Origin of the sequence: Streptomyces angustmyceticus (assembly GCF_019933235.1) — a bacterium.
Lineage (GTDB): Bacteria > Actinomycetota > Actinomycetes > Streptomycetales > Streptomycetaceae > Streptomyces > Streptomyces angustmyceticus.
In genome coordinates this window covers 2392522-2417581 of sequence record NZ_CP082945.1, presented here as the reverse complement: position 1 = coordinate 2417581, position 25060 = coordinate 2392522, and the positions used below count along the sequence as shown (strand labels likewise).

The window sequence follows — 25060 nt, the reverse complement described above, 5'->3', positions numbered from 1 at the left end:
CAAATCCCTCAGCTTCGAGAAGAGACGCAGATGACCGAGCAGGCCTCCGGGGCCCACCATCCTCAGCCGCGGGCCCGTCACTCCGGTGGACCGCAGTCCGCCGCCGTCGAGCACGTCACGGGCGCGCAGTCCCTGATCCGTTCGCTCGAGGAGGTCGGGGCCGACACGGTGTTCGGCATCCCCGGCGGTGCGATCCTGCCTGCGTACGACCCGATGATGGACTCCTCGAAGGTCCGGCACGTCCTGGTCCGCCACGAGCAGGGCGCCGGCCACGCGGCCACCGGCTACGCCCAGGCGACCGGCCGGGTCGGGGTGTGCATGGCGACCTCGGGCCCGGGTGCCACCAACCTCGTCACCCCGATCGCCGACGCCCACATGGACTCCGTCCCGCTGGTGGCGATCACCGGCCAGGTCGCGTCCAAGGCGATCGGCACGGACGCGTTCCAGGAAGCGGACATCTGCGGCATCACGATGCCGATCACCAAGCACAACTTCCTGGTCACCGACCCCGCCGAGATCCCGCGGACGATCGCCGAGGCGTTCCACATCGCGGCCACCGGCCGTCCGGGCCCGGTCCTGGTCGACATCGCCAAGGACGCCCTCCAGGCGCAGACCACCTTCACCTGGCCGCCGCACACCGAGCTGCCCGGCTACCGCCCGGTGACCAAGCCGCACGCCAAGCAGATCCGCGAGGCCGCCCGGCTCATCGTCGAGGCCAAGCGCCCGGTGCTCTACGTCGGCGGCGGCGTGATGAAGGCCGGCGCCACCGCCGAGCTGAAGGTCCTCGCCGAGCTGACCGGCGCCCCCGTCACCACCACTCTGATGGCCCTGGGCTCCTTCCCCGACAGCCACCCGCAGCACGTCGGCATGCCCGGCATGCACGGCGCGGTCACCGCCGTCACCGCGCTGCAGAAGTCGGACCTGCTGATCACCCTCGGCGCCCGCTTCGACGACCGGGTCACCGGCAAGCTGGACTCCTTCGCGCCGTACGCCAAGGTCGTCCACGCCGACATCGACCCCGCGGAGATCGGCAAGAACCGCGCCGCGGACGTCCCGATCGTCGGTGACGCGCGCGAGGTCATCGCCGACCTGATCGTCGCCGTCCAGGCCGAGCACGACGCCGGCCACAAGGGCGACTACACCGCGTGGTGGAAGGACCTCAACCGCTGGCGGGACACCTACCCGCTGGGCTACGACCTGCCGGAGGACGGCAGCCTGTCCCCGCAGCAGGTCATCGAGCGGATCGGCGAGCTCGCCCCCGCCGACACCATCTACGCCGCGGGCGTCGGCCAGCACCAGATGTGGGCCGCCCACTTCATCGGCTACGAACAGCCCTCGACGTGGCTGAACTCCGGTGGCGCGGGCACGATGGGCTACGCCGTTCCCGCCGCGATGGGCGCCAAGGCCGGCCGGCCGGACCGCACCGTCTGGGCGATCGACGGCGACGGCTGCTTCCAGATGACCAACCAGGAACTGGTCACCTGCGCGCTGAACAACATCCCGATCAAGGTCGCGATCATCAACAACGGCGCGCTGGGGATGGTCCGCCAGTGGCAGACCCTCTTCTACAACGAGCGCTACTCCAACACCGTGCTCCACTCAGGACCGGAGTCCAACGGGCTGGTGACGGCGGGCAAGGCCAGTGGCGGCACCCGCGTCCCGGACTTCGTGAAGCTGTCCGAGGCCATGGGCTGTGTCGCGATGCGCTGCGAGGACCCGGCCGAACTCGACGCGGTCATCGCCAAGGCCAATGCCATCAACGACCGCCCGGTCGTGATCGACTTCATCGTCCACGAGGACGCCCAGGTGTGGCCGATGGTCGCCGCCGGCACCTCCAACGACGAGGTCATGGCCGCCCGGGGCGTCCGTCCCGACTTCGGCGACAACGACGAAGACTGAGCCCAGGACGACACGGACGCACGGAAGAAGAGAGAACACCATGTCCAAGCACACGCTCTCCGTCCTGGTGGAGAACACGCCCGGCATCCTCGCCCGGATCGCCGCACTGTTCTCCCGCCGCGGCTTCAACATCGACTCGCTCGCGGTGGGGGTCACCGAGCACCCCGACATCTCCCGTATCACCATCGTGGTCAGCGTCGAGTCGCTGCCGCTGGAGCAGGTGACCAAGCAGCTCAACAAGCTCGTCAACGTCCTGAAGATCGTCGAGCTGGAGCCGGGTGCCGCGATCCAGCGCGAACTGGTCCTGGTCAAGGTCCGCGCCGACAACGAGACCCGCTCGCAGATCGTCGAGATCGTCCAGCTCTTCCGCGCCAAGACCGTGGACGTCTCGCCGGAGGCCGTCACCATCGAGGCCACCGGATCCAGTGAAAAGCTGGAGGCGATGCTCAAGATGCTGGAGCCGTTCGGGATCAAGGAGCTGGTGCAGTCCGGCACCATCGCCATAGGACGTGGCGCCCGGTCCATCACGGACCGCTCGCTGCGCGCCCTGGACCGTTCGGCCTGACCCCGCGGTCCGCCCGGACCGCATGGCGAGACCCGCCGCCCTTTTCCCTCCCGCCCGACGTACTGTGTGGGCACCCCGCTAGATCCAAGGAGATACCCGAAGTGGCCGAGCTGTTCTACGACGACGATGCCGACCTGTCCATCATCCAGAACCGCAAGGTCGCGGTCATCGGCTACGGCAGCCAGGGCCACGCCCACGCGCTGTCCCTGCGCGACTCGGGTGTCGATGTGCGGGTCGGTCTGCACGAGGGTTCCAAGTCCAAGGCCAAGGCCGAGGAGCAGGGCCTGCGCGTGGTCACCCCCGCGGAGGCGGCCGCCGAGGCCGACGTCATCATGATCCTGGTGCCGGACCCGATCCAGGCCAAGGTCTACGAGGAGTCCATCAAGGACCAGCTCAAGGACGGCGACGCGCTGTTCTTCGGGCACGGCCTGAACATCCGTTACGGCTTCATCAAGCCCCCGGCCGGCGTGGACGTCGCCCTCGTCGCCCCCAAGGGCCCGGGCCACCTGGTCCGCCGCCAGTACGAGGAAGGCCGTGGCGTCCCGTGCATCGCGGGCGTCGAGCAGGACGCGAGCGGCAACGCCTTCGCCCTCGCGCTCTCCTACGCCAAGGGCATCGGCGGCACCCGCGCCGGCGTCATCAAGACCACCTTCACCGAGGAGACCGAGACCGACCTGTTCGGTGAGCAGGCCGTCCTGTGCGGTGGCGCGTCGGCGCTGGTCAAGGCCGGCTTCGAGACCCTGGTCGAGGCGGGCTACCAGCCCGAGATCGCGTACTTCGAGTGCCTCCACGAGCTGAAGCTGATCGTGGACCTGATGTACGAGGGCGGCCTGGAGAAGATGCGCTGGTCGGTCTCCGAGACCGCCGAGTGGGGCGACTACATCACCGGCCCGCGGATCATCAACGAGAACACCAAGGCCGAGATGAAGAAGGTGCTCGCCGAGATCCAGGACGGCACCTTCGCCAACAACTGGATGGCGGAGTACAACGCCGGCCTGCCGAAGTACAACGAGTACAAGAAGGCCGACGAGGACCACCTCCTGGAGACCACCGGCAAGCAGCTGCGCAAGCTGATGAGCTGGGTGGACGACGAGGCGTAAGCCGAATGGACAGGGGGTCGCGGAACAGCTCGCGGCCCCCTCGTCCATGCGCCCGGCCACGGCCGCCGCGGCGCCTTGTCCACCGCGTAGAACCACGCACGGGTGATCCTTCCGCATCGGCACAGGACGCGCCCCCCACCGCCACTACACTGCCAAGCACAAGCGCGTCAGGCTCACAGCGTCGTGCGTCTTCCACGCGGCTTTCCCCCTTCACCGCCTTCGGCCGTCGGGACGGCCGTCCGCGAAGGACTAGTGAGGAATGAAGACCACGTGAGCTCGAAACCTGTCGTACTCATCGCCGAAGAGCTGTCGCCCGCCACCGTCGACGCCCTCGGGCCGGACTTCGAGATCCGGCACTGCAACGGCGCGGACCGCGCCGAGCTGCTCCCCGCGATCGCCGACGTCGACGCCGTCCTCGTGCGCAGCGCGACGAAGGTCGACGCCGAGGCCATCGCCGCCGCCAAGAAGCTGCGGGTCGTCGCCCGCGCGGGCGTGGGCCTGGACAACGTCGACGTCTCCGCCGCCACCAAGGCCGGCGTGATGGTCGTCAACGCCCCGACCTCCAACATCGTCACCGCCGCCGAGCTCGCCTGCGGCCTGCTGGTCGCCACGGCCCGCAACATCCCGCAGGCCAACACCGCCCTGAAGAACGGCGAGTGGAAGCGCAGCAAGTACACCGGCGTCGAGCTCAGCGAGAAGACCCTCGGCGTGGTCGGCCTCGGCCGGATCGGCGTCCTGGTCGCGCAGCGGATGTCGGCCTTCGGCATGAAGGTCGTCGCCTACGACCCCTACGTCCAGCCGGCCCGTGCCGCGCAGATGGGCGTCAAGCTGCTGACCCTCGACGAGCTGCTGCAGGTCTCGGACTTCATCACCGTGCACCTCCCCAAGACGCCCGAGACCGTCGGTCTCATCGGCGACGAGGCGCTGCACAAGGTCAAGCCGTCGGTCCGGATCGTCAACGCCGCGCGCGGCGGGATCGTCGACGAGGCGGCGCTGGCCAGCGCGCTCAAGGAGGGCCGGGTCGCCGGCGCGGGCCTCGACGTCTACGCGACCGAGCCCTGCACCGACTCGCCGCTCTTCGAGTTCGACCAGGTCGTCGCCACCCCGCACCTCGGCGCGTCGACGGGTGAGGCGCAGGAGAAGGCCGGTATCTCGGTCGCCAAGTCGGTGCGGCTCGCGCTCGCCGGCGAGCTGGTGCCGGACGCGGTCAACGTCCAGGGCGGCGTGATCGCCGAGGACGTCAAGCCGGGGCTGCCGCTGGCCGAGCGCCTCGGCCGGATCTTCACCGCGCTCGCGGGCGAGGTCGCCATGCGCCTCGACGTCGAGGTGTACGGCGAGATCACCCAGCACGACGTCAAGGTGCTCGAACTCTCCGCGCTCAAGGGCGTGTTCGAGGACGTCGTGGACGAGACGGTGTCCTACGTCAACGCCCCGCTGTTCGCGCAGGAGCGCGGCGTGGAGGTCCGGCTGACGACCAGCAGCGAGTCGGCCGAGCACCGCAATGTGGTGACCGTGCGCGGCACCCTCGCGGGCGGCGACGAGGTGTCGATCTCCGGCACGCTGTCGGGGCACAAGAACACCCAGAAGATCGTCGCGGTCGGCGAGCACTCCATCGACCTGTCACTCGCGGACCACATGGCCTTCATGCGCTACAGCGACCGCCCGGGTGTCGTCGGCACCGTCGGCCGCATCCTGGGCGAGGCGGGCATCAACATCGGCGGGATGCAGGTCTCCCGGGCCGATGTCGGCGGCGAGGCGCTGGTCGCGCTGACCGTCGACGACACGATTCCCCCGAACGTGCTCACCGAGATCGCCGAGGAGATCGGCGCGACCTCCGTGCGCGCGGTGAACCTCGGCGACTGATCCGCCGGTCCGCGCAGTCCGACGGGCCCGGGCCCCGCTTCGGCGGAGTGCCCGGGCCCGTTCGCGTGCCCGCATCGTGCGGAGGCCGGCGCGGTCCGCGACCGTGGTCCCGGCGTGGCCGACGGGCACATCCTTCACTCGAATGGCGTAATGAAGGGGTGGGGGCGGTGTGGTCGCGGGGCCTGCCGGCGCCGCCGTACGGCCGTCGCCCGCCGGTCCCTTCGAGTCGCTGCGGAGGGGGCGGCGTCGCGCAATGGGAACTGTGCGGGCCCGCGTCGGTGTGCGGAAGGAGAGCGCCATGAATGCACCTCGGGATGACGCCCCACGGAGCCTGACCGGTCTGCATGTGGTCGACGCGGACGGCGCGAAGATGGGCCGGGTCCAGCAGGTCTACCGCGACGACGCCACCAACGACCCCGAGTGGATCACGGTGCGCACCGGGCTCCTCGGCATGAAGGAGACGTTCGTCCCGCTCGCCGGGGCCCGCCGGACCGGCGACCGGCTGCATCTTCCGCACGCCAAGGAGACCGTCAAGGCCGCGCCGCGGATCGACGCCGACGGGCATCTCGACCCTTCCGAGGAGGAGGAGCTCTACCGCCACTACGGGATGGCGCGGCCGAGTGCCTACGGCCTCCGGGAGACGGCGGAGCCGGGGGAGCGGGCAGGGCGCGGCGAGGTGCCGGACTCCGGCGGGGAGCCGGGCGGCGGCGGTGCGGCGGGGCCGGGCTCCGGCGGGATGCCGTCGTCCGGGTAGGCGTGCGGAGGCCGGCGGGGCCGTCGGGAGGACGGTGTACGGGCGTTTCATACGGGCGTCTGGTACGAGCGTATGCGCAGGGATAGGCTGCCCTCATGGGACACCGTGAAGACCTTCTGGAGGGCGCCAAGCGCTGCCTCCTGGAGAAGGGGTACGCGCGCACCACCGCCCGCGACATCGTGGCCGCGTCCGGTGCCAACCTCGCCTCCATCGGATACCACTACGGCTCCAAGGACGCCCTGATGCGCCAGGCGATCATCGCGTCCAGCGAGGAGTGGGGCGCGAGCGTGGCCCAGGTGCCGGCCGGGGGCGGCGGCGCGGAGGCGGGTGGCACGGAGCCGCTGGAGCGGTTCGCCGCGGTCTGGGACGCGGTCCTGGAACGGATCGCCACGGAACGGGAGTTCATCGCCGCGCAGGTCGAGGTGCTGGGGCTGCTGCCGCGCGACGCGGCCCTGCGCGAGGCGATCGGCGAGGTGCTCCCGGAGGGCGGCGAGGGACTCGTCGCGGTCTTCGAAGGAGTGCCGGACACCGAGGTCGACCCGGAGGCGGCGCGGATCGTGGGCTCCTTCTACCAGGCCCTGCTCACCGGCCTGATGGTCCAGTCGCTGCTCACTCCGGACGCCATGCCCTCCGGCCGGGACCTGGCGACCGCACTGCGCCGGGTCACCGCGGGCGAGGTGCTGGGGAAGAAGTGATCCGGACACCGGGCGGCCGGGATCGCCGCCGCCTCCGCCCGGCCACTGGCCCGTCCGGCGCCCCGAACCGTCCGGCGCCCCGAACCATCCGGCTCCCGGAACCGGCCGGCCCTTGAACCGCCGCTGACAGGCCGCCCGTTGTCAGTGGGTGGGTGCATCATGCGTGGCATGCATCAGAGCACCGCCGACGTCCTGCACGCACTCGCCCACGAGCACCTCCCACCCGGGATCGCCGAACGGTGGACCGGCCTGCTGCGGCCGGGCCTGCGCCTGGAGAAGGCCCGGCCGCCGACCCGGTCGCCGGGCGGCTCGGAGGTCTGCCGGAGCTGCCGGAGGCCGAGGAGTGGCCCGTATGGGAGGGGCAGGGCCCGCTCGCCTTCGTCGCGTCGCTCGACTGCGCCGCACTCCCCTCCGCCGCCCTCGACATCGCCCTGCCGACGGAGGGCACGCTGGCCTTCTTCTCCTTCGACGGGCAGGTGGACGACGGCTGGGCGGTGGTCACCCCCGACGAGCCCGACAGCTGGGCGGGGGCGCGGGTGCTGTACGTCCCGGCGGGCGTCCCTGTCGCGCAGCGGGCGGCCCCGGAGGGCATCCGGCCGTACCCCGAGGTGCCGCTGACCTCGCGCGTGGAGACCACGGCGCCCTACGCGCGGCACCCGGTGGTCCGCCATGAGTTCGCGCCGGTGCCCGAGGACCACCCGGTGTACGGCGACGCCTTCGAGGAGGCCCTGTGGGACCACTCCGCGGGCACGGAGCACCGTATCGGCGGTCATGCGGACCCCGTGCAGGGCGATGTGGAGACCGAGGTCGCCCGCGGCGCTCTGGGCTCGCCGCCGTGGGACGACCCCCGGATCGGGGAGGAGGCGCTCCGCTGGGTGCTGCTCGCCCAGTTCGACAGCGACGACGACGCCGGCATGATGTGGGGCGACTGCGGCGCCCTCTACTGGCTGATACGCCCCGAGGACCTGGCCGCACGCCGCTTCGACCGCGCGATGTTCACCTGGCAGTGCGGCTGACGAGCGGCCGAACGCCGCCGGCGGCCGGCGGGGCCGGTGCCGTGGCGCGGGACGCCCCCGCGGACCCGGCGCGGCTCACAGCCGCGCCGCCTTGAGGGCCATGTGCAGCAGCAGCCGGTGCTCGCCGTCGTCCAGGTCGAGGCCGGTGAGCTTCTCCACCCGGCCCAGGCGGTAGTAGAGCGTCTGGCGGTGGATGCCCAGGGCCTGTGCGGTGCGGCTCGCCTGGCCCGCGCAGTCGAGGAACACCTCGGCGGTGCGCGCGAGTTCGGCGTGGGCGGGGGCCAGCAGCGGGGCGACGGCAGGGTCGGGTGCGGTGTCCGGCAGTGCGGTCAGCATGCGGTACGGGCCGAGGCCGTCCCACTGGGTGACCGGGCCGAGGCGGGGCTCGGCGCGCGCCGCGCGGGCCGCGTCCAGCGCCTCGCGCCAGGTGGCGGGAAGGTCGGTCAACTCGCTGGTGGCGGGGCCGATTCCGGCGGCGCCCGGCCGGGGCGGCACGGGGTGTCCGGCGGATCCGCCGTTGCGCTCCCGGCCGCGCCCCGCCCGCCCCTCGGGCGGCGCGCCGCCCGCGCGCGGGGAGCGCAGCAGATGCTCGGCCACCGTATGGGCCGGGGCCAGCGCGCCGGCCGAACGCAGCCGCACCAGCGCGGCCAGCGCGGGCGCGGACTGCGGCCGGGTGCCCGGCGCGGTGCGGCCGGCGGGCCCCTTGCCGGGCTGCGCGGCGGCATCCGGCTCGTCCGCCCCCTCGGCCGGCGCGGCGGGGCCGCCCGCCGGCAGGGTGCACGCCGCCAGCAGGCCCGGCAGGCTGGGCAGGGGGGCCACATCGGTGTCCGAGGTGTCCCACGGCAGTACCGCGACCAGCGCGAGCGGGACGCCCGGGGTGAAGCGCAGGCTGTCCTGCAGCGCCTCGCGCAGCGCGGCCGCCGCGGCCTGCCGCCCGGTGGGCGGCGAGGCCAGCAACTCCCACAGCAGGTCGCCGAGTTCGGACCCGGCGCGGGCCTCGTCGGCCAGCAGCGCCCCGATCCGCGCGGCGGTCTCCATCGCCTGGGCGATCCGCGGGTCGGGCGGCGCGCCGCGGCCGCCCAGTTCGAGATCGGTCAGATGCCCGTCGTCCAGCAGCCAGACATAGCCGTGGACGATGCCCCGATGGCGTACGGGCAGGCAGATCCGCCCCTTGAAGACGCCGGCCGCCGGGTCCGGCGGAATGCGCAGCGCCGTGGTGGCACGGGCGATCCCGAACGCCTCGAACCAGGCCCGTACCGCCGCCGACGAACGGCGCTGGAGGATCGAGCGGGTCCGCACGGGGTCCATGACCTCGTCGTCGTCGCCCTCGTGCGCGCCGAACGCAATCAGTCCGAAATCGCGGTCCTCCAGCGTCGCCGGGGCGCCGAGCGCCGCCGAGATCTCGTCCACGAGCTGCTGGTAGTCGCCCCGCATCCGCCGCCCGGCTCCTCTCCTGTCGTCACCCCACCGGCCCCGCCGGCACCGCGGTCCGGTACCTGCGGTCCCTGGGGCACCTTTCACCCCGCTGTCACCGCTGACCCGGCCCTCACCCCTCCATTCTCATACATCTGTCTGAGATCCCGACCACGAAGGCGTGACAGCTGTCGATGGCCGGGAAGTGGCGCGATCCTTAAATTTCAGGTGGCTCAATCTTGCCGACGCGTTCGTCCCGTCCGGCGTCCGCCGGTACTTGTCACCCTGAATCGTGGAGGTGCCCATGCTGGGTCCCGTGCTCCTCGCCGCAGCGCGCAGCCACAGCATCCGTCGCATCGTCGCGGCTGCGCCGGTCACCCGCCCCGTGGTGGACCGGTTCGTCGCCGGCGAGCGGCTGGACGAGTCCATGGCGGCCGTCCGGTCCCTGGCCGCCCGTGGTCTGGAGGTCACCCTCGATTACCTGGGCGAGGACATCACCGACCCGGCCGAGGCGCTGCGCAACCGCGACGCCTACCTGCAGTTGGCCGCGGCACTCAAGGAGCACGGGCTCGGCGTCAAGGCCGAGATGTCGGTCAAGCTGTCCGCTTTCGGGCAGGCCCTGCCCGGCGGCCACGAGCTGGCGCTGAAGAACGTCACTCCCGTGGTCGAGGCCGCCGCCGAGGCCGGGACGACCGTGACCCTCGACATGGAGGACCACACCACGGTCGACTCCACCCTCGCCATCCTCGCCGACCTGCGGGAACGCTTTCCCCAGACCGGCGCGGTGCTGCAGTCCTACCTCTTCCGCACCGAGGACGACTGCCACGCGCTCGCCGGGGAAGGCTCTCGGGTGCGGCTGGTCAAGGGCGCGTACAAGGAGCCCGCGACCGTCGCCTTCCAGGACAAGCGGGAGGTCGACAAGGCGTATGTGCGCTGCCTGAAGATCCTGATGGCCGGAGAGGGCTACCCCATGATCGGGTCGCACGACCCGCGGATGGTGGCCATCGGCCAGGAGCTGGCACACCGCAACGGACGCAAGCCGGCCGACTACGAATTCCAGATGCTGTACGGCATCCGCGAGGCGGAGCAGCAGCGGCTGGTCGCCAACGGGAACCGTATGCGGGTGTACATCCCCTATGGCACCGACTGGTACGGATACTTCATGCGCAGGCTCGCCGAACGCCCCGCGAACCTCGGGTTCTTCCTGAGGTCGCTGGCGACCCGCGGCTGATACCCGAGAGCCGGCGCGACTCCGGCTGGGGGTCCGGGGGTCGTCCCCCGGGTGACTGCAGCCTGAGGTCGCTGGCGACCCGCGGCTGACCCTCGCGGCTGATCGCCCCGCGGGGGCGGGCGCGGGTGGATGCTGGAAGCCCGGGGCCCGTCCCGGACGGCACCGCCCGCGGCAGCCCACCCGAAGCGGCCGCGGCCGCACCACCGACGTACGACAACCGACGAGCGAAATCGAAGGAGACACGGCCGCTATGGACGCTGTGACCCAGGTCCCCGTGCCGGTGAACGAGCCGGTCCACACCTACGCCCCCGGCAGCCCGGAGCGTTCCCGTCTGGAGGCCAAGCTCAAGGAGCTGGCCGACAACCCGATCGAGCTGCCGATGACCATCGGCGGCGAGCGCCGGATGGGCGGCGGCGAGCGTTTCGACGTCGTCCAGCCGCACCACCACGCCTCCCGGCTCGGTACGTACGCCAACGCCACCGTCAAGGACGGCCAGGACGCGGTCGACGCCGCGCTGGCCGCCGCCCCGGCCTGGCGCGCGCTGTCCTTCGACGACCGCGCCGCGATCATCCTCAAGGCCGCCGACCTGCTCTCCGGCCCCTGGCGCGAGACGATGGCCGCCGCCACCATGCTCGGCCAGTCCAAGACCGCCCAGCAGGCCGAGATCGACACCCCTTGTGAGCTCATCGACTTCTGGCGCTTCAACGTGCACTTCGCGCGCCAGATCCTCGCCGAGCAGCCCCCGGCGAACTCCCCGGGCGTGTGGAACCGCTCGGACCACCGCCCCCTCGAAGGCTTCGTCTACGCGATCACGCCCTTCAACTTCACCGCGATCGCCGGCAACCTCCCGACCGCGCCCGCCCTCATGGGCAACGTCGTGGTCTGGAAGCCGTCCCCGACGCAGACCTACGCCGCCGTGCTGCTGATGCAGCTGCTGGAGGAGGCCGGGCTGCCCAAGGGCGTCATCAACCTCGTCACCGGCGACGGCAAGGACGTCTCCGAGGTCGCGCTGACCCACCCCGAGCTGGCGGGCATCCACTTCACCGGCTCGACCAAGACCTTCCAGTACCTGTGGAAGACGGTCGGCAACAACATCGAGAACTACAAGACCTACCCGCGGCTCGTCGGCGAGACCGGCGGCAAGGACTTCATCGTCGCCCACCCCTCGGCCGACCGCGCCGTGCTGAAGACCGCCATGACCCGTGGTGCCTTCGAGTTCCAGGGCCAGAAGTGCTCCGCGGCCTCCCGCGCCTACGTCCCGGCCTCGCTGTGGAACAACGGCCTCAAGGAGGAGTTCGCGGCCGAGGTCGACGCCCTGTCCATGGGCGACGTCTCGGACCTGTCCAACTTCATGTCCGCCGTCATCGACGAGCGCTCCTTCGCCAAGAACAAGGCGGCGATCGACCGCGCCAAGGCCGACCCGACCATCGAGGTCGTGGCCGGCGGCACCTACGACGACAGCGAGGGCTACTTCGTCCGCCCGACGGTCCTGGTCTCCACCGACCCGGAGAACGAGATCTTCAAGGACGAGTACTTCGGCCCGATCCTCGGCGTCTACGTCTACGACGACGCCGACTACGACGCGATGCTCACCCAGATGGAGTCCGCTTCGGCGTACGGCCTGACCGGTTGCGTCATCGCCCAGGACCGCGCCGAGGCCGCCCGCACCTGCGAGCTGCTGCGCTTCGCGGCCGGCAACTTCTACATCAACGACAAGCCGACCGGCGCCGTCGTCGGCCAGCAGCCCTTCGGCGGCGGCCGCGCGTCCGGCACCAACGACAAGGCCGGCGCCAAGCAGAACCTGATGCGCTGGACCTCCACCCGCTCCATCAAGGAGACCCTGGTCCCGCCGACGGACTACCGCTACCCGCACATGGGCTGACGCCCGCGCGAACGCCGACGGCCCGGCACCCCTCTCCCCGGGGGCGCCGGGCCGCCGGTGTGCGTGTCAGGCGCTCCGCGCCGGGCCGGTGATCGCCTCGCCGATGACGAAGCCCTTGGCGGGGCCTTCGGGGATGACCACGTCGATGCCGTACGCCACGCGGTGCACATCCGTGTAGAGCGAAACGTCCGGTGGGCGACACCTCGATGAACCCCTCGATGATCTCGGCGCGAAGGCCCTCGGGGAGTTCCATGGCTTTCCATGCCTGCCACAGGAGCTCGTCCAGGTCCGGTCCGGACGTCATCTCGGGCACCTCCTCCTCGGCGTGGGCGGGCTCGGCCTCGTGGCACGAGCGACACCGCCACGCTAGGGAGTGCTCGCACGGCTGTGACCAGCGAATGCTCCCGGATCACTCGTTCGAGCACGCGCCGGCCGTCTCAGATAGTAGGAAGCCCAAGTAATTGTGCAGACATCACGGCCGAGCTGTCCTAGCGTTGTAGGAAGCCGAACGTCGCGCTCCATCGAGCGATTGCGGATGTGGCCCGGTGCGCAAGCGCAGGTGACCCCTGCCGTGCCGAGGCCCCCGCGTTTTCCGGCCGCTTCTGGATCGACGCATCCCATTTTTTTCTCGGGGCACTGGCATAGGAGACGTGAATCATGGCCGAGACCGCCGTCCGCAGGACCCGTCACTCCGCCCGTACGACCGGCGACGCCGACCGCAGGAACGCCGCGGCCGCCCTTCAGCGCGCTCTCGACCGCCGTGACAACGGCGGCTCCACCGGGCACTGAGCCGATGCGCGCGCGAGGCGGGTCGGTGCTGTCGCGACCGGCGTCGATGCCCTGCCGCTGCTGCTGGCGCATCCGGCTTTCCGTGGCCCGGTGGCTCTTCCTCTCCTGAACGGTCCGGGCCTGTAGGGGCGTCCGCGTACGGACGCCCCTACAGGCACTCGCCGCTCACCGCGCGGGCGAGCGGGTCACCTCGAAGTGGTCGATGCGCTCGCCGGACTCGGCGAGGGCGGTGACCTTCATCCGCGGGCGGTGGCCCGGCGAGACCTCGACGGCAATGAAGGAGAAGCCGGTGTAGCGGACCCGGGACCACTCCACGGTGTCCTTGTTCTTCACCTGGCCCTTGGCCCAGTGGTAGGTGTCGACGTGGTCGACGTCCTTGACGTGGCCCTCGTAGCTGTCCGGCACGGGGAAGTCGTACAGGGCCCTCCCCGCGCCGCCCGCGGTCACGTACACCAGGCCCTCGCGGGTGGTGTCCACGCTCTCCCCGATCGGCATCTTCTTGGTGACCCGGCCGGCCTTGAGGGCGTCGGTGCGCTCGTAGATGTGGTTGTGGCCGTTGATGACCAGGTCCACCTGGTGCTTGTCGAACAGCGGCAGCCAGGCGTCGCGCACCCCGCCGTCGGAGGCGTGCGAGTTGGTCGTGGAGAAGGCGCAGTGGTGGAAGAACACCACGAGGAAGTCGATGCCGTCGGTGGCCCGCAGTTCGGCCAGCCGGCGATCCAGCCAGCGGGTCTGCCTGCCGCCGGTGTAGCCCTGGTTGGCGGGGATCTCGTACGACACGTCGTTGGCGTCCAGGGCGACGACCGCGGTGTTGCCGTAGGTGAAGGAGTAGACGCCGGGGGCGTGCTCGGCGTCCGGGCCGTTGCCGGGCAGCGTCCAGCGGGCCTGCTGGCCGCCGTAGCCGTGGGGGGAGTACCAGGCCTCCATGTCGTGGTTGCCGGTGGTCACCATCCACGGCACGGACTTGGCCACCGACTCGGTCTGCGCGAGGAACTGGTCCCACACCCGGGCGTCGTAGGCGTCGTGCTCGGAGCCGTCGCCGTCGGTGTCCGCGTAGCAGATGTCACCGGCGTGCAGGTGGAAGGACGGGTTCTGACCCAGGATCAACTGGTCGTTGGCGAGGGCGTGGTAGCTCACGCCCTGGTCGCCGAAGGCGGTGAAGACGAACTTCTCGGGCCGGGCCGGGGCGGTACGGAAGGTGCCGATGGTGGAGAAGTGGCGCGGGTCGGCGGGGTCGAAGCCGTCGTGGCCCACGCCGTAGTAGTACGTCGTTCCCGGGCGCAGCCCGTCCAGCGCGGCATGCAGGTAGTACTGCTGCACGGCGGGCAGCTTCGCGGACAGCGCGGGGGTGTGCAGGTCGCGCACCTCGGCCTCGATCCTGCGCCCCAGGTCCCACGGCTCGGTCCCCACCCGCAGGTACGGCCGCCTGACCGCGAACGGCACCTGCCAGCTCACCCGCATCTGGCTCCTGGGGTCGGCGCCGAAGGCCAGGTGGCGGCCGAACGGGGCGACCACCGCACCGTCGACGCCGGCGGTGGCGGGGGAGGCCAGCAGGGTCGGGGTGGCCTGGGCCGAACCGGCCAGCAGACCGGATCCCGCGACGGCCCCGGCGGTCGCGGCCGAGGTGCGCAGCAGACCGCGGCGGCTCAGCTTCGTACGGAGGTAGTCGTGCTGCTCGGGCATGGTCATCCGGGCCGCCAGCCGCTCCGGAATGCCGACGCGCGGGGTGTGCGAGGGCGGGTGGGTGCCCCGGGTGTTTCCAGTCATGCCGCCGAATGTCGCAGGGCGACCCGACCGCGGCGGGGACTGCGGGTGAACGGCGGCTGACCGGCTCCCCACTGTCCGTATGGCGGACGTTACGTGTCAATCCATGGGACGGAGAGTAGGGTCCGCAGCATGTCTCGCAGCATTCGCCTCGCAGTGATCCCCGGTGACGGTATCGGCCAGGAAGTCGTGGCCCAGGGCCTGAAGGTCCTGACCGCGGTCCTCCCGCAGGACGTCAAGCTGGAAACCCAGGAGTACGACCTCGGCGCCCGGCGATGGCACGCGACCGGTGAGACCCTGCCCGACGAGGAGCTGGAGTCGCTCAAGCGGCACGACGCGATCCTGCTCGGCGCGATCGGCGACCCGTCCGTGCCCTCCGGGGTACTGGAGCGCGGTCTGCTGCTCAAGCTCCGCTTCGCCTTCGACCACTTCGTGAACCTGCGCCCGTCGAAGCTCTTCCCGAACACCGCCACGCCGCTCGCCGGCCGCCCCGACATCGACTTCGTGGTCGTCCGTGAGGGCACCGAGGGCCCGTACACCGGCAACGGCGGCAGCCTGCGCACCGGCACCCCCGCCGAGGTCGCCACCGAGGTCAGCCTCAACACCGCCTACGGCGTCGAGCGCGTGGTCCGCGACGCCTACGAGCGGGCCAACGCCCGCCCGCGCAAGAAGCTGACGCTGGTGCACAAGAACAACGTCCTGGTCTACGCGGGCCATATGTGGAAGAACATCTTCGACAAGGTCGGCCAGGAGTACCCCGAGGTCACCACCGACTACCTGCACGTCGACGCCGCGACGATCTTCTTCGTCACCCAGCCCGAGCGGTTCGACGTGATCGTCACCGACAACCTCTTCGGCGACATCCTCACCGACCTCGCCGCGGCCGTCACCGGCGGCATCGGCCTGGCCGCCTCCGGGAACATCAACCCGACCGGCGAGTTCCCCTCGATGTTCGAGCCCGTGCACGGCTCCGCACCGGACATCGCGGGCACCGGCAAGGCCGACCCCACGGCGACGATCCTCTCCGTGGCCCTGCTGCTGAACCACCTCGGCTACGCGCCGCAGGCCGCCCGCATCGAGGAGGCCGTGGCCGCCGACCTGGAAGCCCGGGGAGACGCGCCGCGCAGCACGGACGAGATCGGCGACGCCCTCGCCGCACGCGTAGCGGGCTGAGGCCCGCAGCGCACACCCGCATCACGGACAGCGCCGGGCCCGTCACGGGCCCGGCGCTGTCCGTGTGGGCGGCCCCCGACAGGCGGTCATCGGGCCGGAGCGGCCCCTCGCTTCCGGTGGCCGATACTCGCGGGCGATAATCGGACGTGGCATGGCCGCCCGCGAGGAAACTCGGACGTCCCAGTAACGACCGGTACGTTCAAGTCGTCGTGCGCGGCCGCCGCACACACCGCACCGGTGCCGCATGGTGGGGGCCGCCCCCCTGACCCCCGGCCGGAGGGCTGGGCCGGTGACGCTCCTCCAGCTCGCGCTGGGAGGTACCTGCAGGGATCGGAACACGCAGTGAAGGACAGGCATTCATGACGACGCCCACGATCGAGCTCAAGCCCTCCTCGCACCCGCTCTCCGACGCGGAGCGGGAGAAGATCCTGGCCGCCCCCGGCTTCGGCCGCCACTTCACCGACCACATGGTGACGATCAAGTGGACCGAGGGCCGCGGCTGGCACGACGGGCAGCTGGTGCCGTACGGGCCGCTCTCCCTCGACCCGGCGACCAACGTCCTGCACTACGCGCAGGAGATCTTCGAGGGCCTCAAGGCCTACCGGCAGCCCGACGGCTCCGTCGCCACGTTCCGCCCCGACGCCAACGCCCGGCGCTTCCAGGCCTCCGCGCGCCGGCTGGCCATGCCGGAGCTGCCCGTCGAGACCTTCATCGAGGCCTGTGACCTGCTCGTCCAGCAGGACAAGGACTGGGTGCCGGCGCACGGCGGCGAGGAGTCGCTCTACCTGCGCCCCTTCATGATCGCGACCGAGGTCGGCCTGGGCGTGAAGCCCGCCAACGAGTACCTCTTCGTGGTCATCGCCTCGCCCGCCGGCGCGTACTTCGCCGGCGGCGTCAAGCCCGTCTCCATCTGGCTGTCCGAGAACCGGGTGCGCGCCGTCCCCGGCGGCATGGGCGACGCCAAGACCGGCGGCAACTACGCCGCGTCGCTGCTGGCGCAGGCGGAGGCCGCCGCGCACGGCTGTGACCAGGTCGCCTACCTCGACGCCGTGGAGCACAAGTGGGTCGAGGAGCTCGGCGGCATGAACCTGTACTTCGTGTACGGCGACAAGATCGTCACCCCCACGCTGACCGGCTCGCTCCTCGCCGGCGTCACCCGTGACTCCCTGCTGTCCGTCGCCCGCGACCTGGGCTACACGTCGGAGGAGGCCCGGGTCTCCATCGACCAGTGGCGGGCCGACACCGAGAACGGCACGCTCACCGAGGTCTTCGCCTGCGGCACGGCCGCCGTGATCACCCCGGTCGGCACGGTCAAGAGCGCGGGCGGCGAGTGGACCCAGTCCGGCGGCGAGCCCGGCAAGGTCACGCTGAAGCTGCGGGACGCGCTCCTCGACGTCCAGCGCGGCATCGCCGAGGACAAGCACGGCTGGATGCACCCGCTGGGCTGACCCGGGCTTCCCGGAAGCCGGCCGGAGGCCGCTCCCGGACGGACAGCGGCCGCCCCGACACGACGTCGGAGGCGGCCGCTGCCGTGTCCCGGCCGGTTCAGCCGGCCTCCGCGGGGGCCTTCGCCGGGGCGGCGGCCCCGGCGGCGGGCGGCGCCGCGCGCAGCGCCGCGACCGGGCGCGGGTCCCGGGCGCAGAGGGCGAGGTGGGCGAGGCCGCCCACGGCCGCGGCGAGCAGGAAGCTGATGTCGATACCGCCGGTCACGGGGAGCAGCGGCCCCTGGTAGAAGGGCGTGTCCACCCCCAGCAGGCCGACCGCCGAGCCCAGTGCCCAGGCGGTGGTGGCCCGGACGTTCCAGCCCGCCCGGTACCAGTACACGCCGCCACGGGTGCCGCGGTTGTAGACCTGCAGGGACTCCGGGTCGTAGACGCCGCGGCAGCGGGCGAAGCCGATCACGGTGATCACCGCCCAGGGGGTGCCGACGGCCGTCATCAGCAGGACGAAGGAGGTCATCGCGTCCTGGGCGGCCCACAGGAAGTGGCCGGCGTAGACCAGCGCGGTCGAGAGCGCGGCGACGACGTAGGTGGCCTGGGCGCGGGTGGCGCGCGGCAGGATCGCGTCCAGGTCGAGGCCCATGCTGTAGAGCATCAGGCCGGAGTTGCCGACCGAGCCGGCCGAGGCGTTGAGCAGCAGCGGCGCCAGGTACCAGAACGGGGCGCCGGCCACCAGCGGCCCCGCGTAGTCCTCGCCCGCGCCGACGGCGAGCGCCGTGAACGTGCCGAAGAGCTGCGGCACCAGGAGCCCGGCCACCAGGCCCAGGCAGGTGGCGCCGAAGACCTTGCGCGGGCTGTGCCGGAGGGGGGAGATGTAGCGGCTGTAGTCGCCGAGCAGGGTGATGAACGCGATGGGGCCGCTGAGCCCGGCGGAGACCGCGGCCAGCAGCCAGGTCTGCCAGAAGCCGCCGAGCAGATAGCCGCCGGCGTGCGGCGCGGCGGTGGTGAAGGTGCCCGCGTACGCGACGACGCCGACGGCCAGCAGCACGGTCAGCCCGATGGCGAGCACCTTGCTCAGCCGCAGCAGCACCCGGTAGCCGTAGACCGCGCCGACCGCGGTGGCGCCCGCCAGCAGGGCGTAGACCAGCGCGTAGGTCGTGCCGCCCGCCGGCAGCCCGGTCAGGCGGTGCAGGCAGCCGACGACCGCGTCGCCGCCGACCCACAGGGTCAGCGCGGTGTAGCCCAGCGACAGCAGCAGGCCGATGACCGAGCCGATGAGCCGGCCGCGCACGCCGAAGTGGGCGCCGCTGCTGGTGGACAGGTTGGTGGCGCTGCGCAGCGAGACCAGCGCGAGCGGGGCGGTCAGCAGGGTGCCCACGACGGTGCCCGCCGCCAGGGAGGTCACCGAGGGCCAGAAGCCGAGCCCGAAGGAGACCGGGAGCCAGCCGAAGATCACCACGCCGAGGGCGAGGTTCGACCCGAGCAGGATCGAGATCAGGTCGCGAGGGCCGCTGGTGCGTTCCTCGTCCGGGATGGTGTCGACTCCGCGTTGTTCGATCGGCATGAGGGCTCCCCTGAGAGGCCGGACAACAGTGGGTGAGCAGCGCTCCGGGGGCCGGGTTCCGTACGGGGGCGGTGCGCGCCGCGCGCTGCTCACGCTGTCGAGATCATGTAGAGCGGCGCTCTGGCCACCGCGTCTTTTAGAGCAGCGCTCAATGTCGCTCATCCCTGTGCTCTCGGTCAATGCTTTCGTCCTGGCGGTTTCCGTGGTTAGAGTGTCGCTCTAATCGATCGGGAGGAGTGACGGGATGCGGTTGACCCCGACGGAACGCGACCGGCTGCTGCTGTTCGGCGCGGCCGAACTGGCGCGGACGCGCCGGGCCCGCGGACTGAAGCTGAACGTGCCCGAGGCGACCGCGTTGATCGCGGACACGGTCTGCGAGGCGGCGCGGGACGGGCGCCGCCTCGCGCAGGCCATCGAGGCGGCACGCGGCGTGCTCGGCCCGGACGATGTGCTGCCGGGCGTGGCCGATGTCGTCACCGAGGTGCATGTGGAGGCCGTCTTCGACGACGGCTCCCGGCTCGCGGTGGTCACCGACCCGATCGGCGCCGGCGCCCCGGCCGACGGGAGCGACCGGGCGCCCGCGCCCGGGGCGGTGCTGCCCGGACCGGCCGGCCCGGAGCCGGTGCCCGCGCTCCGTCTCACCGTGCGCAACACCGCGACGGTGCCGGTCAGCGTCACCTCGCACTTCCACTTCTTCGAGGCCAATCCCCGGCTGGACTTCGACCGGGCCGCCGCCTACGGCATGCGGCTGTGCGTCCCGGCCGGCTCGTCGGTGCGGTTCGACCCCGGAGGCGCCGAGGAGGTGGGCCTGGTCCCGATCGGCGGCGACCGGATCGCGATCGGCTTCGCCGGTCTGGTGGACGGCCCGCTGGACGCACCGGGCGCGAAGACCGAAGCGCTGCGGCGGGCCGCCGCCTGCGGCTACCTGGGAGCGGAGGAGCAGGCATGACCGGGACCATCGACCCCCACGAGTACGCGTCGGTGCACGGCCCGCGGGCCGGCGACCGGGTCGTCCTCGGCGACTCGGGCCTCGTCGTCCGCGTCGAGTCCGACTCCCAGCGGCCCGGCGACGAGTTCCTCGCGGGCTTCGGCAAGACCGCCAGGGACGGGCTGCACCTCAAGGCCGCCGCGGTCCGCGAGACCTGCGACGTGGTGATCAGCAATGTGCTGGTCATCGACGCCGTCCAGGGCATCCGCAAGGTCTCGATCGGCATCCGCGAGGGCCGGATCCACGCCATAGGGCGGGCCGGCAACCCCGACACCCTCGACGGCGTCGATGTCGTCGTCGGCACCGGCACCTCGATCGTCTCCGGCGAGGGCATGATCGCCACCGCGGGCGCCGTCGACACCCATGTCCATCTGCTCTCGCCCCGCGTCATGGAGGCCTCGCTGGCCTCCGGCGTGACCACGATCATCGGCCAGGAGTTCGGGCCGGTCTGGGGCGTCGGCGTCAACTCCCCCTGGGCGCTGGGGCACGCCTTCGGCGCGTTCGACGCCTGGCCGGTCAACATCGGCTTCCTGGGCCGCGGTTCCTCCTCCGGCGACGCCCCGCTCGTCGAGGCGCTCGCCGAGGGCGGCGCCTGCGGCTTCAAGGTGCACGAGGACATGGGCGCGCACGCCCGCGCCCTGGACACCGCGCTGCGGGTCGCCGAGGACCACGACGTCCAGGTCGCGCTGCACAGCGACGGCCTCAACGAATGCCTCACCGTCGAGGACACCCTGCGGGTGCTGGACGGCCGGACCATCCACGCCTTCCACATCGAGGGCTGCGGCGGCGGCCACGTCCCCAACGTCCTGAAGATGGCCGGCGTCCCCAACGTCATCGGCTCCTCCACCAACCCCACCCTCCCCTTCGGGCGGGACGCGGTCGCCGAGCACTACGGAATGATCGTCTCGGTCCACGACCTGAAGACCGATCTGCCGGGCGACGCCGCGATGGCCCGCGACCGCATCCGGGCGGGCACGATGGGCGCCGAGGACGTGCTGCACGACCTCGGGGCGATCGGCATCACCTCCTCCGACGCCCAGGGCATGGGCCGCGCGGGCGAGACCGTCCGCCGCACCTTCGCGATGGCGGGCAAGATGAAGGCCGAACTCGGCCCGCTGGAGGGTGACGGCCCGCACGACGACAACGCCCGCGTGCTGCGCTACGTCGCCAAGCTGACCCTCAACCCCGCCATCGCGCACGGCCTTTCGCACGAGATCGGGTCCATCGAGGTCGGCAAGATGGCCGACATCGTGCTGTGGAAGCCGCAGTACTTCGGCGCCAAGCCGCAACTGGTGCTGAAGTCCGGCTTCCCCGCCTACGGCGTCACCGGCGACCCCAACGCCGCCACCGACACCTGCGAACCCCTGGTGCTCGGCCCGCAGTTCGGCGCGCACGGGGCGACCCCCGCCGAGATCTCCGTCGCCTTCGTCGCCCGCGCCGCGGCCGAACAGGGCGGTGACCACCTGCCCACCCGCCGCCGCCGGGTCGCCGTCCGCGGCACCCGCGGCATCGGCCCCGGCGACCTCGTCCACAACTCCCGTATCGGGCAGGTGCAGGTGGACGGGCACAGCGGCCTGGTCACCCTCGACGGCGACCCGATGCGCTCGGCGCCGGCCGACACCGTCTCGCTCTCGCGCCTGTACTTCCTGTAACAGCCCGGCCCGGCCCGGCCCGAGCACCGCGGCCGGCGCGGCGGTCCACCGCGCCGGCCGGCCGCCACACCGCCACCGACCCGTGACACCGACCGTCACCGCGAACCGTGAGGACCCCCATGAGCACCCCTGCCGCCGACGGCTTCCGCATGCCCCCGGAGTGGGCCCGTCACGAGCGCACCTGGATGGCCTGGCCAGGACCCAACTTCACGTTCGGCGAGGAGGGCGGCGAGACGCTGGCCGCGGCCCGCCGCGCCTGGGCCGCGGTCGCGCGCGCGGTGCGCCGCTTCGAGCCGGTCACCGTCGTCGCGGGACCGGGCCAGTCGGAGGGCGCCCGCGCGCTCCTCGGCGCGGACATCGACCTCGTCGAGCGCCCGCTGAACGACGCCTGGATGCGCGACATCGGCCCCACCTTCCTCACCGACGGCAGGGGCCGTCTCGCCGCGGCCGACTGGGTGTTCAACGGCTGGGGCGCCCAGGAGTGGGCCCGCTGGGACCTCGACGAGAAGATCGCCGAGCAGGTCTGCCGGCTGTCCGGCGCCCGCCGCTACGCCACCGGCCTGGTCAACGAGGGCGGCGGCATCCACGTCGACGGCGAGGGGACGGTCCTGCTCACCGAGACCGTCCAGCTCGACCCGGGCCGCAACCCCGGCCGTACACAGGCGGACGTCGAGGCCGAGATCCACGCCCACCTCGGCACCACCAAGGCGATCTGGCTGCCGCGCGGCCTCACCGCCGACTACGGGCAGTTCGGCACCCGCGGCCATGTCGACATCGTCGCCGCCTTCGCCCGCCCCGGCACCGTGCTCGTCCACACCCAGCCCGACCCCGGCCACCCCGACCACGCGATCGGCGCCGAGACCGCCAAGCTGCTGCGGGCCTCGACCGACGCCAGGGGCCGGCGGCTGGAGGTCGTCGAGGTACCCGCGCCGACCGTCGTCGAGGAGGACGGCGAGCTGGTCGACTACTCCTACATCAACCACTACCTCTGCAACGATGGCGTGGTGCTGTGCGGTTTCGACGACCCCCGGGACGAGGAGGCGGCGGCGATCTTCCGCCGGCTCTTCCCCGGGCGGACGGTGACCCTGGTCGACGCCCGTACGATCTTCGCAGCGGGTGGCGGCATCCACTGCATCACCCAGCAGCAGCCCATGGCCTGACCCGCAGGCCCCGTCCAGCCGACCCGGAGGTCCCCGTGCCCGGTCCCGTGCGCCGCCCCCGGCGCCGGCTCAGCCAGCCCCGTGAGCAGGTCCTCGCCGCGGCGATGGCGACCATCGCCGCGGAGGGCCTGGACCGGCTGACCATGGCCGGCCTGGGCCGCGAGGTCGGCATGAGCAGCGGCCACATCCTGTACTACTTCGGTACGAAGGACGAGCTGCTGCTGCAGACCCTCCAGTGGAGCGAGGAGCAGCTCGGCACCGAGCGCCGGGCCGCCCTCTCCCGCCGCGTCCCCGCCCGCGAACGGCTGGACGCCCTGGTCGACCTCTACCTCCCCGAAGGCCACCGCGACCCGCGCTGGACGCTGTGGCTGGAGGTGTGGAACCGCTCCCAGAGCGCCGACGACGAGACCCGCGAGCGCCAGCTCGACCTCGAACTCGCCTGGCACCGCGACCTGGTGGCGCTCCTCGTCGAAGGCATCTCCAAGGGCGAGTTCCGCCCCGTGGACGCCGAACGCTTCGCCACCCGCGCCCGCGCCCTCCTCGACGGCTTCGGCACCCACCTCGTCGTCGGCCTGCCGGGCACCGACCGGGAGCAGGCACGCGACCACATACGGGAGTTCCTGGACGAGTCGCTGACCGCCTGACCGGCCCATCGCAGGACCGCCCGACCGACCGCCCGGCCCCGGCGCACCGGCCGCCGGCCCGTGACCACAACGCACGCAAGTACCTGCGATCGTTGCCGACCACGCTCTTGCCGAAGAACCGCCGGTCCGCGACCGTGAGCGGCTATGGGACGAGAGCAATGGAAGAAGATCTGGGTCGGCTCGGCCGGCAACATGGTCGAGTGGTTCGACTGGTTCGTGTACGCCAGCTTCGCGGTCTACTTCGCGGATTCGTTCTTCCCGAAGGGGAACGACACCGCGAACCTCATGAACACCATGGGCATCTTCGCCGTGGGCTTCTTCATGCGGCCGGTGGGCGGCTGGGTGCTCGGCCGGGTCGGTGACCGCAGGGGCCGCAAGGCCGCGCTGACGCTGACCGTCACGCTGATGTCCGCCTCGGCGATCCTGATCGCCGTCGCGCCCACCTACGCGGTCGCGGGGTACGGCGGAGTGGCCGTGCTGCTCCTCGCCCGGATGCTCCAGGGGCTCTCGGTCGGCGGGGAGTACGCGGCCAGCGCCACCTACCTCACCGAGGCCTCCGCGCCCGGACAGCGCGGCTTCGCCTCCAGCTTCCAGTACGTGTCGATGACCGCGGGCCAGCTGCTCGGCCTCGGCCTGCAGATCGTGCTCCAGCGGACGCTGTCCGAGGACGCGCTGCACAGCTGGGCCTGGCGGATCCCGTTCATCATCGGCGCGCTGGGCGCCGCGATCGTCTTCTACCTGCGCCGCAACATGCTGGAGACCGAGGTCTACGCCGAGGACGAGGGCGCCCACGCCGACCCCGCCCGCGGCACCCTCAAGGCGCTGCTGGCCCACAGGCGCGAGGCGTTCCTGGTCATCGCGCTCACCATGGGCGGCACGGTCGCGTACTACACGTACACCACCTACCTCACCAAGTACCTCTCGGGCAGCGCCGGACTTCCCAAGCCGACCGCCTCGCTGGTCAGCTTCTGCGCGCTGTTCCTCTTCATGTGCCTGCAGCCGCTGGCGGGCAAGCTCTCCGACCGGATCGGCCGCCGTCCGCTGCTGATCACCTTCGCGGTCGGCTCGACCTTTCTGACCGTGCCGATCATGACGCTGCTCCAGCACGCCGGCAGCTTCTGGCCGGCCCTCGGGCTCTCGCTGCTGGCGCTGGTCGTCGTCACCGGCTACACCTCGATCAACGCCTGCGTGAAGGCCGAGCTCTTCCCGACCGGCATCCGGGCGCTGGGCGTCGCCCTGCCGTACGCCATCGCCAACGCGCTGTTCGGCGGCACCGCGGAGTACGTCGCCCTGTGGTTCAAGGACGGCGGCATCGAGTCCGGCTACTACTGGTACGTCGCCGGCTGCGCCGCGGTCTCGCTGGTCGTCTACGTCACGATGCGCGAGACCCGGTCCATCGACCTGCACCGGGTCGGCAAGCAGGACGCGGGCGAGGGCGGCGAGGCACGCGTGCTCGCATCCTGAGACGG

General features: G+C 71.9%; 20 protein-coding genes and 1 pseudogene. 17 read left to right on the top strand and 4 right to left on the bottom strand.

Going from position 1 to position 25060, the window contains the following annotated elements; genetic code table 11:
- Window positions 1-30: 30 nt before the first annotated feature.
- The 7 genes from K7396_RS10895 to K7396_RS10865 all read left to right on the top strand — a co-directional run bounded on the left by K7396_RS10895 (window position 31) and on the right by K7396_RS10865 (window position 7892).
- Window positions 31-1899, top strand: coding sequence for an acetolactate synthase large subunit (locus tag K7396_RS10895; RefSeq protein WP_086718735.1), 1869 nt, complete (start codon window positions 31-33; stop codon window positions 1897-1899).
- A gap of 40 nt (window positions 1900-1939) precedes the next feature.
- Entirely contained in the window at window positions 1940-2464 is a 525-nt protein-coding gene (gene ilvN / locus K7396_RS10890; RefSeq protein ID WP_030816355.1) for an acetolactate synthase small subunit, read from the top strand.
- A gap of 101 nt (window positions 2465-2565) precedes the next feature.
- A complete protein-coding gene (gene ilvC / locus K7396_RS10885; RefSeq protein WP_086718736.1) occupies window positions 2566-3564 on the top strand; it encodes a ketol-acid reductoisomerase in 999 nt (332 codons plus the stop codon).
- 270 nt (window positions 3565-3834) lie between these two features.
- Window positions 3835-5427 (top strand): phosphoglycerate dehydrogenase, encoded by a 1593-nt coding sequence (gene serA, locus K7396_RS10880; protein ID WP_086718737.1) that lies wholly within the window; start codon window positions 3835-3837, stop codon window positions 5425-5427.
- A 298-nt stretch (window positions 5428-5725) separates the two neighbouring features.
- Entirely contained in the window at window positions 5726-6181 is a 456-nt protein-coding gene (locus K7396_RS10875; protein ID WP_223659863.1) for a PRC-barrel domain-containing protein, read from the top strand.
- A 95-nt stretch (window positions 6182-6276) separates the two neighbouring features.
- The gene (locus tag K7396_RS10870) at window positions 6277-6876 is read left to right on the top strand and encodes a TetR/AcrR family transcriptional regulator (protein ID WP_086718738.1); all 600 of its coding nucleotides are present in this window, start codon (window positions 6277-6279) and stop codon (window positions 6874-6876) included.
- A gap of 239 nt (window positions 6877-7115) precedes the next feature.
- The gene (locus K7396_RS10865) at window positions 7116-7892 is read left to right on the top strand and encodes a YwqG family protein (RefSeq protein ID WP_223659861.1); all 777 of its coding nucleotides are present in this window, start codon (window positions 7116-7118) and stop codon (window positions 7890-7892) included.
- Between the two features lie 75 nt (window positions 7893-7967).
- Here K7396_RS10865 and K7396_RS10860 read toward each other — a convergent pair whose 3' ends face one another.
- Window positions 7968-9326: a helix-turn-helix domain-containing protein gene (locus K7396_RS10860; RefSeq protein ID WP_086718739.1), complete on the bottom strand. Its 1359-nt coding sequence runs from the start codon at window positions 9324-9326 to the stop codon at window positions 7968-7970.
- A 283-nt stretch (window positions 9327-9609) separates the two neighbouring features.
- Between K7396_RS10860 and K7396_RS10855 the strand changes: the two genes are divergently transcribed.
- Both K7396_RS10855 and pruA read left to right on the top strand, forming a co-directional pair.
- Window positions 9610-10536, top strand: coding sequence for a proline dehydrogenase family protein (locus K7396_RS10855; protein ID WP_086718740.1), 927 nt, complete (start codon window positions 9610-9612; stop codon window positions 10534-10536).
- 250 nt (window positions 10537-10786) lie between these two features.
- Window positions 10787-12418, top strand: coding sequence for an L-glutamate gamma-semialdehyde dehydrogenase (pruA, locus tag K7396_RS10850; protein ID WP_086718741.1), 1632 nt, complete (start codon window positions 10787-10789; stop codon window positions 12416-12418).
- Window positions 12419-12596: 178 nt separating this feature from the next.
- Here the strand turns inward: pruA and K7396_RS35950 are convergent.
- Window positions 12597-12722: pseudogene (locus K7396_RS35950) on the bottom strand (Uma2 family endonuclease); the annotation flags it as partial.
- Between the two features lie 353 nt (window positions 12723-13075).
- On the opposite strand from K7396_RS35950, the gene K7396_RS35670 reads away from it, so the two are divergent.
- Window positions 13076-13207 carry a hypothetical protein gene (locus K7396_RS35670; RefSeq protein WP_018087223.1) on the top strand — a complete coding sequence of 44 codons (132 nt, stop codon included), beginning with the start codon at window positions 13076-13078 and terminating at the stop codon, window positions 13205-13207.
- A gap of 165 nt (window positions 13208-13372) precedes the next feature.
- Here the strand turns inward: K7396_RS35670 and K7396_RS10845 are convergent, their stop codons facing one another.
- Window positions 13373-14974, bottom strand: coding sequence for a purple acid phosphatase family protein (locus K7396_RS10845; protein WP_208629123.1), 1602 nt, complete (start codon window positions 14972-14974; stop codon window positions 13373-13375).
- 129 nt (window positions 14975-15103) lie between these two features.
- Here K7396_RS10845 and K7396_RS10840 point away from each other — a divergent pair, with 129 nt between their 5' ends.
- Window positions 15104-16144, top strand: a complete 1041-nt coding sequence (locus tag K7396_RS10840) for a 3-isopropylmalate dehydrogenase (protein WP_086718743.1) — start codon at window positions 15104-15106, stop codon at window positions 16142-16144.
- Window positions 16145-16503: 359 nt separating this feature from the next.
- Window positions 16504-17592, top strand: coding sequence for a branched-chain amino acid aminotransferase (locus tag K7396_RS10835; RefSeq protein WP_086718744.1), 1089 nt, complete (start codon window positions 16504-16506; stop codon window positions 17590-17592).
- A 97-nt stretch (window positions 17593-17689) separates the two neighbouring features.
- On the opposite strand, the gene K7396_RS10830 is transcribed toward K7396_RS10835, so the two are convergent.
- Complete coding sequence (locus K7396_RS10830) at window positions 17690-19147, bottom strand: cytosine permease (RefSeq protein ID WP_086718745.1); 1458 nt, start codon at window positions 19145-19147, stop codon at window positions 17690-17692.
- 244 nt (window positions 19148-19391) lie between these two features.
- Between K7396_RS10830 and ureA the strand changes: the two genes are divergently transcribed.
- From ureA to K7396_RS10805, 5 genes are all read left to right on the top strand, one after another.
- A complete protein-coding gene (gene ureA / locus K7396_RS10825; RefSeq protein ID WP_086718746.1) occupies window positions 19392-20096 on the top strand; it encodes an urease subunit gamma in 705 nt (234 codons plus the stop codon).
- The gene (locus K7396_RS10820; RefSeq protein ID WP_086718747.1) at window positions 20093-21787 is read left to right on the top strand and encodes an urease subunit alpha; all 1695 of its coding nucleotides are present in this window, start codon (window positions 20093-20095) and stop codon (window positions 21785-21787) included. Before ureA ends, K7396_RS10820 begins: the two co-directional genes overlap by 4 nt.
- A 119-nt stretch (window positions 21788-21906) precedes the next feature.
- Entirely contained in the window at window positions 21907-22947 is a 1041-nt protein-coding gene (locus K7396_RS10815) for an agmatine deiminase family protein (protein ID WP_086718748.1), read from the top strand.
- A gap of 35 nt (window positions 22948-22982) precedes the next feature.
- Window positions 22983-23591, top strand: a complete 609-nt coding sequence (locus K7396_RS10810) for a TetR/AcrR family transcriptional regulator (protein ID WP_086718749.1) — start codon at window positions 22983-22985, stop codon at window positions 23589-23591.
- A gap of 144 nt (window positions 23592-23735) precedes the next feature.
- The gene (locus K7396_RS10805; RefSeq protein WP_086718750.1) at window positions 23736-25055 is read left to right on the top strand and encodes an MFS transporter; all 1320 of its coding nucleotides are present in this window, start codon (window positions 23736-23738) and stop codon (window positions 25053-25055) included.
- The last annotated feature ends 5 nt before the right edge of the window (window positions 25056-25060 follow it).